This is a genomic window from Lentilactobacillus parakefiri, assembly GCF_002157585.1.
GTDB lineage: Bacteria > Bacillota > Bacilli > Lactobacillales > Lactobacillaceae > Lentilactobacillus > Lentilactobacillus parakefiri.
The window spans coordinates 1-10047 of the sequence record NZ_BDGB01000067.1; the positions used below are offsets into that span (position 1 = coordinate 1).

A 10047-nucleotide genomic window follows, 5' to 3' on the forward strand; every position below is an offset into this window, starting at 1 on the left:
AGTTTCTAACCAGTGAATTTTTGTACTTCACTGGGCTGGGGGAAGTATACTCTCCTCACAATTAGAACTATCAATATTTTACGTATCACCTACTTGACTTCTGACCACAAGTCTCTAATCAACAACCTTATTGTATGACATATCGCACATGTTGTCAATGTATTACAGTAAATTATTTTATTTTTATTTTATTATTGTGTGACATATCTTACAATTAACCTAAGGAGTGGATCTTATGAGTAACGAACTTGGTAAATATTTGAAACAGCTTCGTGGCAAAGAATCGCTTCGAGACGTTTCCCATCGAATTAATGGGAAACTGAGCTTTTCTTACATTGGCGATTTGGAAAAGGGAGTGAATCGTCGCGGTAATCCTATAAATCCCAGTCCTGAAACTTTGAAGATACTTGCAGATGCATATCACATTGACTATCTAAAACTCATGGAGTTGGCTGGATACACCCCTTCAGTGGACAAACTAACTGTTGAGCCAACAAGCGATGGTGCAACAATTTCAGCAACTCCTAAGTGGAAAACATCTAATGAGCTGTTAGATGTTTATGGTGAAATTACAGCCGGTCTCCCGACTTTTGCTGATGAGCACATTATCGGTCAAACAATTATTCCGGACGATTTAATAGATAAGTATGGCCGTGACAATTTGTTTGCGCTGCAGGTTAATGGTGATTCCATGAGTAAGGTTATCGCTCCCGGGTTTATTGCTGTCTTTGCAAAAGACTGTGAGGTTGAAAATGGCGATATATGTGCTGTTCTAGTAGATGGAGAGAACGCTACATTAAAAAGGTTTAAGGAAACCTCAAGGGCAGTTATCCTTGAACCAGAGTCGTTTAATCCTATTTATAAACCGCTCATCTTTCCTAAGAACATTGACCAAGATTTTAGGATATTAGGTAAATACGTATTTGCCACAAGCTTATTAAAGTAAGGAGCTGATGGATCAAACATTTTCATTTAGAATAATATCAATAATTTATTAAGGGGTGTATATTTTGGAATTTTTAACAGAATTATTAGTAGTCATAGTTACTTTTTCTTTTTTCCTAGGTCTAATTTCACTATTCGTTTTAGCAACTGTTTTACAGCGCAAAAAAAATAATGCAAATTTTCAGACAAAACATAATTGGAAAAAAATTACACAATATCTATGGCTAACTTTTATCGTTTCAACTGTTCTTTTCAGTTTTACAAGCAATAATACTCCCGAAGCAAAAAAAGAAGCAGCACAATCTTCTTCCATAAGTATTAAAAGGCAATCGAAACGAGATTCTTTAAAAAAAGAAAGAATCGAGAAGAAAAAATCCGAAAAAAAAGAAAAAGAATTAGTAAAAAAGACAAGAGCGAAAAATATGAAACAAAACTTTGAGGATTATAAAAATGCTCTAACAAGATTTCCTTCAGAAAGTAAAAATGCAATAACTAAAGCTTATTGGGACAGTAATCTTGGACAAACTATTATTGTTTTGAATGATGAGGCCTTAGAGGGCACAGATGCGCAGTTAAAAGAAATTGCTCACGCAGCATGGAAAAAAACGGAGGAAGTATATGATGAGTACTCCCCTATGCCTGACGATGTTAATTATATTGTTGATATCAATGATTCAACTGGTAATCAAATAGCTACTACTTCTACTTTTGGAAGCTTTAAATTTGAAGGAGACTAATCGCATCACTTCTATATATATTAGATAACCAGTCCAAATACTGATGACTATAAAAGCTGAATTTATTTGAGGAGGTTTTAAAATGCACGTTAATTTGGTAAACCCTACTACTAATCAGGTTAAGCAGACAAAAGTCGGCTTTTCTTGGACAACTTTCTTTTTTGGATTTTGGCCAGCATTATTTCGAGGTGATTGGCTATGGTTTTTCGTGCAGTTAGCCATTGAAGTATTTGTGGGTATTTTTACATTTGGCATTGGTGCTGCAATTTCTAGTATTGTTTTTTCATTTATTTATAACAAAATTTATATCAATGAATTATTAAGTAAGGGATACAAAGCGACTGATACTAGTGATGAACAAATTCTGGTGAGTCACGGTTTTATTACAAACAATCATCACACAGCCACACCCACGAATTAGCTCTTATTCATTTTCCCCACTCGGAACCAGTACCTGTTCGACTCAGGCATGGGGATTATAGTCCAAATACTGATGACTATAAAAGCTGAAATTTAGGAGGAATACTATGAAAAGTAAATTAATTTATTCGGCAATCTTAGCGATGACATTGGGAACAGTTTCTGGTATTAGTGTATCATTCACTAGTCCAAACGCGCTTGCTAAGACAAAACTAGCCCGAGTTATTAGTTATAAGAAGCTAAGTAAGACTTCTTACAATGTTAATAAGGGTTATCTATACACTAACCCTCGCTTAAATAAGAAGGCTCACAGGGCTGCTAACTATCTTTCATGGACCTTTTATGCTACTGAATCAGCTAAAGTTAAAAAAGCAAATGGTAAAGAGGCCACTTATTATTATTTAAAGAGTGGTAATAATAAGGTTAAAGGTTGGATATGGAAGGGCAACTTAAGTAAAGTAGTTGTATCTACAAATAATAATACGAACAATAACACCAGTAACTCAGGTTCATCAGGAACCACTCAGTCAACTAATGATTATGCCCAACAAAAATCTGATATCAGCAATATGCTATCTATTGTACGTACTATGTATTCTCAAGATCAAGACGATGTTTTAGCTGATTTTGAGAATATTACGCCTAAAGCAGCTTATGATTCAGGAGGTAATGATCTCTCTGAAGTCATTTCCGATATGGGAGAAGCGGTAAATTTACAGTCAAACAGCAATGGTATAAGAATGGACGCCCAGGCTATTCAAAATGCTTATCAATTATTTGCAAATCGCTTTCCCTCTTTAACATCCATAAAATTAGCTGCCTTGTCTTCACGCTTATCTGATACTTTATCAGGAAAAAGTTCAGATGATGTTTCAGATGCTGCTTATAATTTAGCTGATGAATTATCTGATGCTGTTTTAAACCTTCAAAGTTAATTAGTTTTCCCCACCGGTGCCGGGGATGTAAAAATTATTTAGAAAAGAGATAGACCATCATGAATTTTACTAAAAGATTAGCTTTAATGGCTGCTGGTGTGGCTTTAGCATTTCCCGTATTCTACGGAGCAAATACGGTGACCACCCATGCAAGCAGTATTTACAGCGCTGCCAATCCAATTTGGAACCGGCTGCCCTGGATCACATTACGGCGGAACGTTAAAGTACTGAAGGTTCGCAACGTGACACCAGAATATAAAAGTTATTCGGTTGGCACTTTTATCGCCAAAAAAGGCTACCACTACCGTTTAGGCCACGGGGGAGCCAACTATTCTTGGACGTTGGAATCTGGACGGCTTAACAGCCATAGCAATGACTATTACAACAGTTACAAATATACTTATGTTGTTTCAGAAAAACGGAACAGCCATTCATGGTTCCAGTTTGGTATTCATTAATTTTAAGCCCCCAATCGGGCTTTTATTTTAGGAGTTAAAAGAACATACGTGCCCTATTTTGTAAACAAATCAATTAAAAATACACATTGAAAGGAAATGATGACATGGCAAAATGGAAACCAATGAAGCGCCATCCCAATATCTACGAATACCCAGTTAAAAATGGTAAGAAATACGGAATTCGCTTCACCTACTACGATGCTGAACATAAGCGCCGAGAATACAAAAAAAGTGGATTTATAGATTGGCAAGAAGCAGAGGTTGCACTGCACAAATTCCAAAATGATATAGATAACGGCTTTGTAAACACCCTGAATAATCGCAATACAACAGTCGAAGCGTACTATGAAGTAATTCGTAAACGATCAGTTGATATCGGTAAGTGGCGTCCGGCAACAATTGCGCAAAAAGATATGTATTTCGCAAAGCATCTCAAACCTGTATTTGGAAATATGGCGTTAACCGATATTAGTCGGCAACAGTATCAGCATTTTATTGATAGCGAAGTTAAAGATGGCTACGCTAAGACAACCATCAGTACAATAAATTCTGTTATGCAAATCATTATGAATGCTGCTGAACGTAATGATGTGATTTCTAAAAACAAATTAAAAGACATCTCAATTGAAGGTGCTAAGGAGCCTAAGCCGGCCAAGCTGGAACCACAAGATTATCAATTATTCATGAAGACAGCAAGGGAATATTTGAGCAAATATTGGTATACCCTCATCTGCTTATTAGCGCTGGGAGCGCGTCGTGAGGAAATTTCTGGGTTGCGGTATAAGTCCCTTAAGTTTTTTAAGCAAGGTGGCCAGGAAGCCTGTGAGATCACATACGATATGGCACGCACTCGTTACGAGGAAGGTGGTGCAAAATTAAAGAATCACGCCAGCTATCGCAAAAATTATGTTACGGGAGAACTTGTTGAGCTGTTAAAATTTTCGCTTCAATACTCAAAAAACATATGTACTCAATGTGGCAGACAATACAACAACGACTCATTTCTATTCGTAATGGAAGATTATGGTGAACCCATACATCCAGAATACCCTAACAAAATTTTTAAAAAGGTAGAACGTGCCTGTGGTGTCCACGTTTACCCCCATCTTCTACGTCATTATTTTGCCACAATGGCTAGATCTAATAACTTTTCACCCACTGATATTATGCATTGGCTCGGCCACTCATCTTTAACAATGACAGACTCATATACACGGCCAACGAAGCAGGGAGCTTTAAAATTGATTAACGAAATGAATGGCACTCTTTTTAAACCTAATAATGGCAAGTAATTTCGGAAGTGTGGCAGAAAGCTGTGGCACCTTTTGTAAATGCCACAGAAACTGCCACATAATTATCACTCCGCTTCCTCACATATCCAATTAAAGACACAAAAAAATCGCTTCATATCAACAGTTAATGTCGATATGAAGCGATTTAATTTGGTCTAATTATAACCCTATTACTTAAGGGTAACAGTTCCACCAACGGCTTCAAGTTGTTCCTTGATCTTGTTGGCTTCGTCTTCTGAAGCGCCTTCCTTGATGATTGATGGAACCTTATCAACAAGTCCTTTAGCGTCTTTCAAACCAAGACCGGTGATGTCACGGATAGCCTTGATGGCTTTAACCTTTTGGTCACCTGATTCAGTTAATTCAACATCGTATGAATCTTTAGCAGCACTGTCGCCGCCAGCAGCACCTGCAGCAGCAACTGGTGCAGCTGCTGAAACGCCGAATTCGTCTTCAATTGACTTAACCAAGTCGTTAAGGTCAGAGATTGAAGCATCTTTTAATTGGTCAATAATATTATCTTTATCAAAAGCCATTTTGTTTTCCTCCATTAATTGGAATTTATTTAGTTCTGATTAGGCAGCGTCGCCATCGTCAGATTGTTTCTTATCAGCAATCGCTTTAACCCCGTATGCAAAGTTACGTACAGGTGCTTGAAGAATGTTAGCAAGAGTAGATAACAATTCTTCACGGCTAGGCAATGCAGCATAAGCAGTAATTTCTTCAAGACTGGCAACTTCACCGTCGATAACGCCACCCTTAAGCTTAAGTTTGTCGTTAGTCTTTGCAAAGTTGTGGACAATCTTAGGTCCGGCAACGGGATCTTCTGACGAGAAGGCAACAGCAGTTGGGCCATTGAAAGTTGGCTTCAAATCATCAAAGCCAGCTTCAGTAGCAGCACGATCCATTACCTTGTTCTTGATAACTTCCATCTTAACGCCTTCATCACGCAATCGCTTACGTAAATCAGTCACTTCAGCAACCGTTAAACCACGGTAGTTGATGATAACGATAGATGAAGCATTCTTCAATTCTTCAGTAACAGATGCAACCTTTTTTGCTTTAATCGCAACAGTTTGTTCACTCACGAATTTCACCTCCCAAAAATTTGTTGGGACTTAATAAAAAATCCCTATGCCCACCCAGACATAGGAAAAAAGTAAACTTACTTTCCTCGGCAGGATATTAAGGCATGGAAGCCACCTGAGTCTTAGGCGAATATATCAGCAATTAACAGTCTATCACATCAAGTGATTAAACGTCAATTAGGGATTTTTTATTTAAATCGGAACTAACTAAGCTTCAACACTTGAAAATGGGTCAAGGTCAACTTTGACGCCAGGGCCAAATGTCGTTGAGATTGAAACATTGTTAACGTAGACACCACGTACAGAAGCTGGACGTGCCTTAACGATAACATCTTCAATTGTCTTCAAGTTACCAACTAACTTGTCGGTATCAAATGAAGCTTTACCAACTGGAACAGCAACGTTACCGTCACGGTCAGTCCGGTAAGTAACCTTACCAGCTTTTGATTCTTGAACCGCTTTGGCAACATCCATGGTAACAGTTCCAGTCTTAGGGTTTGGCATCAAACCTTTAGGTCCAAGAACTCGGCCTAAACGACCAACTTGAGCCATCATGTCAGGTGTTGCAATCGCAACATCGAAGTCAAGCCAACCATCTTGGATTTTTTGAACTAAGTCAGCTTCACCGACAAAGTCTGCACCAGCCTCTTGAGCTGCTTTAGCATTGTCACCTTTTGCAAATACGACAACGGTCTGTTCCTTACCAGTTCCATTAGGTAAGACAACGGCACCACGTAATTGTTGATCAGCCTGCTTAGTGTCAACGTTTAATTTGAACACAATTTCGACAGTTGAGTCGAATTTTGCAAAATCAATATCTTTAATCAATTCAACAGCATCCTTAATTGGGTATGCTTTTTCAGCATCAACCTTTTCAAGAGCTGCCTTGTAGTTTTTACCTCTTTTACGAGCCATGTGTGTTTTCCTCCTTGCTTGTGGTTATAACGGATTAACCTCCCACGTGACGTGAAACAGTGTGTATCGTTAAAGTAACGACGCAGTCGAGTCAACTATCCTTCGACAGTAAAGCCCATGCTACGTGCAGTACCTTCAACCATGCGCATTGCTGCTTCAACATCAGCTGCGTTTAGGTCTTTCATTTTAGTTTCGGCAATTTCTTTCACTTGGTCTTTGGTAACAGTTGCGACCTTGTTAGTATTTGGTTCGCCGGAACCCTTTTGAACACCAGCAGCTTTCTTGAGTAACACAGCAGCAGGTGGAGTCTTGGTGATGAAGTCGAATGAACGATCTTCATACACAGTAATAACTACAGGAATAATCATCCCTGCCTGATCGGCAGTACGTGCATTAAATTCCTTAGTGAATCCCATGATGTTGATACCTGCTTGACCTAATGCAGGACCAACTGGAGGGGCAGGTGTTGCTTTGCCCGCTGGAATTTGTAACTTAACAATGTTCGCTACTTTTTTAGCCACGAGACATAACCTCCTTAAGTCCGTGTGTGGTAAATGGAGATCAAAATTTCTCCTCCCACGTTGGTATGCTTAAACATACCATACTAATATAACATAAACACTTTCATTCAACAACCTAAATTATAGATTCCAAAGAAACTTGGCAATGCCTTTATCCACAATCGCATTTTCATGAAGCAGCCTGTGAGTTGCCCGTTTGCCCCTAATCACCAATTCATGGTATTGGGCGGCGGGATCCTGCAAGAGATAGCGCAATGAAAAAGCACTGTTTACGGAGACTTCCCCGTCATTTTGCTGAGCGTTACTGATTCTGCCGGCAATATTTAAGACCTTAATATCTTTTGGAATTGCAAAAATTCGCTGTGAAAGGGCCCGGTAAATTGGCATTCGTTTGATTGGGCCCAACGCATTCGATGGGTAAGCATCAACTTTATTGGTACTTCTGGCAATTTCTGAATCATTAAATGGTCCAGCAATTGCGACGACATGCTTAATTTTGACCCGGTTCATTTTGTTTTTGTGGGTCAAAAACCAAAAGATGGTGATGCAGCCCATTGAATGGCCGACTAGATTAATGGCTTCAACGCCGTAATGCGTTCTCAATAACGCTAAAATTTCGGAAAGCCAAACTGCCTGCTGCTTGGGTTTTGAGGATTTATCCGCAAAAAGAACCTGAATCAGGACTTTTGACTGTGCCAAACTGCCCAAAACACGGATCTGGCCATGACGGTCAACTTTGATAACCATTGACTTGTTGGCCCCATATCGCCTCATCAACCGATTAATCAATCGACCAAAAGACAGGCGATTGCCAAAATATCCCGGAATAAAGAGTGTCGGAATCGCCTCGACCCCATCTGCAGGACCGGAATCATGGTTGACCAGGCTGGGTTTCCCAAGCTTAATCAGCTTGCCAACCACAACGATGACCATTACTAAAACAATTATCAAACCAGCCATCCATACCATCGCGTTCACCTACTTTAGGTTAAAGGGTTGTATCAATTTGATTGAAGTCAAGGTCTGTGCTGGTCTCACGGCCAAACATCTCAATGTTCACCTTGAGTCGTTGCTTTTCGTTATCAACTTCGGTTACCTTACCATCGAGGCCAGTAAATGCGCCATCAACAATTTTAACCGTATCACCAATGTTCACATCCAAGTCTTCATGACGAGAACTCATGCCAATGCGTTTAAGGACCAAATCAACTTCATCCGGCAGTAATGGTGTCGGCTTGCTTCCTTGTCCGTGAGAGCCAACGAACCCTGTCACACCAGGCGTGTTCCGGACAATATACCAGGCTTGATCGGTCATGATCATTTCCACCAACACGTAGCCGGGGAAGGTCTTATCCATCTTCACTTTGTCCTTGCCATTCTTAACTTCATGTTCTTCTTGCTCAGGGACAACCGTTCTGAAGATGTAATCCTGCATCCCCATCGATTCTTTTCGACTGTCCAAATTCATCTTAACTTTGTTTTCGTATCCAGAATAAGTATGTAAGACATACCATTGTTTTTCTGCTGACTCGACCATTTCTTCTGCTCCTTTGTCATTCCAATAAAATGAGTTCAAATAAAAAAACCTGACACTTTTAGCAGGTTTCAACAACTTAACTATATCAAAGATTACCTGAAAAGGCTATGCAAGAAATTGCAAGGCCCATTGAACGATCCAATCAACCAAGCCTAAAAAGATGGCCATGATGATTGAGGTGCCGATAACGGTACTGGTATCAGTCCGTGTCTGAGAAGCGTTCGGCCAGGTTACCAGCTTCATTTCCTGCGCCACTTTTTTGAAAAAATTAATTAATCGCAAAATTTTATCCCCTTACGTTTATGATTAACGAGTTTCTTTATGCAAAGTATACTTGCCGCAATACTTGCAAAACTTATTGAGCTCTAGGCGTTTGGTTCGGTTGGGGTTTTCAGGAATTGTATAATTCCGGGATCCACAAACTGAACATGCCAGTGCAACTTTTCTTTGTGCCATAGGAGCACCTCCTTACAAGCATAGTAATAATAGCATTCAAAAACATTTCAGTCAATTGATCTCCCCGTCAAATTTACGCCGACAGCGTTCAAACGCGTTGATAATGCCACGCTGCTCTTTGGGCGCCAAATTCGCATAGCCGTTTTCACTCATCATCAGATTAAAAGCCCGTCTTTCCAAAGGTGAGCAGCTGCTGTAAAGATTGCGTAAAGCCTCATCAACAATCACGGCATCAATCGGGCTACTCGCTGAATCATCGGCAATTTGAGCTGCATAAAAATATTCATTGGCTTCAAATGAGGTCAACGGCTCAACGGGAAGCCGCTTCTGGGCATTATTGGTCCGAATCAGGTCAAACAGGCGGTTTCGGAGGTTATGACTAAAAAACGTTCCAAAACTAACTTTTCTGGCTGCTTCAAACCGGCAGGCAGATCGCAATAGGACCATTCGAGCTTCTTGGTCCAAATCGTCTTTATCATAACCATTAACGTAATACTTTCGTCTATACTTGCGGACAATCGGGTAGTATTGATCAAACAACCGGCGAAAGGCCTCTTCATTTTTTCTGGCGGTCTGGCGAATCAGTTCAAGTCGATTATTAGGTAACATTGTGCTCTCCCCTTCGTTTGTTTTTGGCAGATTGCAAGAAATAACTTGAACGAATTTAGTGACGTAGATTAAGCAAGAAGATCTCGATTGGTGTATGCCAATTAAGACATTTAAGTGGCCGTGAATTCAGATAC

Annotated in this window: 15 protein-coding genes and 1 other annotated feature; of the genes, 6 read left to right on the top strand and 9 right to left on the bottom strand. The window is 39.7% G+C overall.

The window, feature by feature from the left end; genetic code table 11:
• The first annotated feature begins 235 nt into the window (after positions 1–235).
• The 6 genes from LPKJCM_RS07300 to LPKJCM_RS07325 all read left to right on the top strand — a co-directional run bounded on the left by LPKJCM_RS07300 (position 236) and on the right by LPKJCM_RS07325 (position 4787).
• Entirely contained in the window at positions 236–946 is a 711-nt protein-coding gene (locus LPKJCM_RS07300) for a helix-turn-helix domain-containing protein (RefSeq protein ID WP_087069588.1), read from the top strand.
• Between the two features lie 64 nt (positions 947–1010).
• Positions 1011–1682 carry a hypothetical protein gene (locus tag LPKJCM_RS07305; protein ID WP_057962161.1) on the top strand — a complete coding sequence of 224 codons (672 nt, stop codon included), beginning with the start codon at positions 1011–1013 and terminating at the stop codon, positions 1680–1682.
• A gap of 82 nt (positions 1683–1764) precedes the next feature.
• Positions 1765–2103 (top strand): hypothetical protein, encoded by a 339-nt coding sequence (locus tag LPKJCM_RS07310; RefSeq protein WP_057962160.1) that lies wholly within the window; start codon positions 1765–1767, stop codon positions 2101–2103.
• A 106-nt stretch (positions 2104–2209) separates the two neighbouring features.
• A complete protein-coding gene (locus LPKJCM_RS07315) occupies positions 2210–3037 on the top strand; it encodes a hypothetical protein (protein WP_057962159.1) in 828 nt (275 codons plus the stop codon).
• 59 nt (positions 3038–3096) lie between these two features.
• Positions 3097–3495 (top strand): hypothetical protein, encoded by a 399-nt coding sequence (locus tag LPKJCM_RS07320; RefSeq protein ID WP_057962158.1) that lies wholly within the window; start codon positions 3097–3099, stop codon positions 3493–3495.
• 104 nt (positions 3496–3599) lie between these two features.
• Positions 3600–4787, top strand: coding sequence for a tyrosine-type recombinase/integrase (locus LPKJCM_RS07325; protein ID WP_087069589.1), 1188 nt, complete (start codon positions 3600–3602; stop codon positions 4785–4787).
• A 170-nt stretch (positions 4788–4957) separates the two neighbouring features.
• Here LPKJCM_RS07325 and rplL read toward each other — a convergent pair whose 3' ends face one another.
• From rplL to LPKJCM_RS07370, 9 genes are all read right to left on the bottom strand, one after another.
• A complete protein-coding gene (rplL, locus tag LPKJCM_RS07330; RefSeq protein ID WP_057962157.1) occupies positions 4958–5323 on the bottom strand; it encodes a 50S ribosomal protein L7/L12 in 366 nt (121 codons plus the stop codon).
• A gap of 39 nt (positions 5324–5362) precedes the next feature.
• Complete coding sequence (gene rplJ, locus LPKJCM_RS07335; protein WP_057962156.1) at positions 5363–5875, bottom strand: 50S ribosomal protein L10; 513 nt, start codon at positions 5873–5875, stop codon at positions 5363–5365.
• 26 nt (positions 5876–5901) lie between these two features.
• Positions 5902–6020 (bottom strand) — a sequence feature (ribosomal protein L10 leader region).
• 62 nt (positions 6021–6082) lie between these two features.
• Positions 6083–6790: a 50S ribosomal protein L1 gene (rplA, locus tag LPKJCM_RS07340; protein ID WP_057962155.1), complete on the bottom strand. Its 708-nt coding sequence runs from the start codon at positions 6788–6790 to the stop codon at positions 6083–6085.
• Between the two features lie 95 nt (positions 6791–6885).
• Positions 6886–7311 (bottom strand): 50S ribosomal protein L11, encoded by a 426-nt coding sequence (rplK, locus tag LPKJCM_RS07345; RefSeq protein WP_013728260.1) that lies wholly within the window; start codon positions 7309–7311, stop codon positions 6886–6888.
• Between the two features lie 120 nt (positions 7312–7431).
• Entirely contained in the window at positions 7432–8280 is an 849-nt protein-coding gene (locus LPKJCM_RS07350) for an alpha/beta fold hydrolase (RefSeq protein WP_057962640.1), read from the bottom strand.
• Positions 8281–8299: 19 nt separating this feature from the next.
• Positions 8300–8848: a transcription termination/antitermination protein NusG gene (gene nusG / locus LPKJCM_RS07355; protein ID WP_013728262.1), complete on the bottom strand. Its 549-nt coding sequence runs from the start codon at positions 8846–8848 to the stop codon at positions 8300–8302.
• 105 nt (positions 8849–8953) lie between these two features.
• Positions 8954–9130: a preprotein translocase subunit SecE gene (secE, locus tag LPKJCM_RS07360; RefSeq protein WP_057962639.1), complete on the bottom strand. Its 177-nt coding sequence runs from the start codon at positions 9128–9130 to the stop codon at positions 8954–8956.
• Between the two features lie 24 nt (positions 9131–9154).
• Positions 9155–9304 (bottom strand): 50S ribosomal protein L33, encoded by a 150-nt coding sequence (gene rpmG / locus LPKJCM_RS07365; protein ID WP_082619762.1) that lies wholly within the window; start codon positions 9302–9304, stop codon positions 9155–9157.
• Between the two features lie 51 nt (positions 9305–9355).
• A complete protein-coding gene (locus LPKJCM_RS07370; RefSeq protein ID WP_057962638.1) occupies positions 9356–9913 on the bottom strand; it encodes a sigma-70 family RNA polymerase sigma factor in 558 nt (185 codons plus the stop codon).
• Positions 9914–10047 lie beyond the last annotated feature (134 nt).

Bases quoted from the DNA above. Each gene is read 5' to 3' on its own strand.
- LPKJCM_RS07300 (WP_087069588.1), top strand. From the start codon at position 236: ATGAGTAACGAACTTGGTAAATATTTGAAACAGCTTCGTGGCAAAGAA.
- LPKJCM_RS07310 (WP_057962160.1), top strand. From the start codon at position 1,765: ATGCACGTTAATTTGGTAAACCCTACTACTAATCAGGTTAAGCAGACA.
- LPKJCM_RS07315 (WP_057962159.1), top strand. From the start codon at position 2,210: ATGAAAAGTAAATTAATTTATTCGGCAATCTTAGCGATGACATTGGGA.
- LPKJCM_RS07320 (WP_057962158.1), top strand. From the start codon at position 3,097: ATGAATTTTACTAAAAGATTAGCTTTAATGGCTGCTGGTGTGGCTTTA.
- LPKJCM_RS07325 (WP_087069589.1), top strand. From the start codon at position 3,600: ATGGCAAAATGGAAACCAATGAAGCGCCATCCCAATATCTACGAATAC.
- rplL (WP_057962157.1), bottom strand. From the start codon at position 5,323: ATGGCTTTTGATAAAGATAATATTATTGACCAATTAAAAGATGCTTCA.
- rplA (WP_057962155.1), bottom strand. From the start codon at position 6,790: ATGGCTCGTAAAAGAGGTAAAAACTACAAGGCAGCTCTTGAAAAGGTT.
- LPKJCM_RS07350 (WP_057962640.1), bottom strand. From the start codon at position 8,280: ATGGTATGGATGGCTGGTTTGATAATTGTTTTAGTAATGGTCATCGTT.
- nusG (WP_013728262.1), bottom strand. From the start codon at position 8,848: ATGGTCGAGTCAGCAGAAAAACAATGGTATGTCTTACATACTTATTCT.
- rpmG (WP_082619762.1), bottom strand. From the start codon at position 9,304: ATGGCACAAAGAAAAGTTGCACTGGCATGTTCAGTTTGTGGATCCCGG.
- LPKJCM_RS07370 (WP_057962638.1), bottom strand. From the start codon at position 9,913: ATGTTACCTAATAATCGACTTGAACTGATTCGCCAGACCGCCAGAAAA.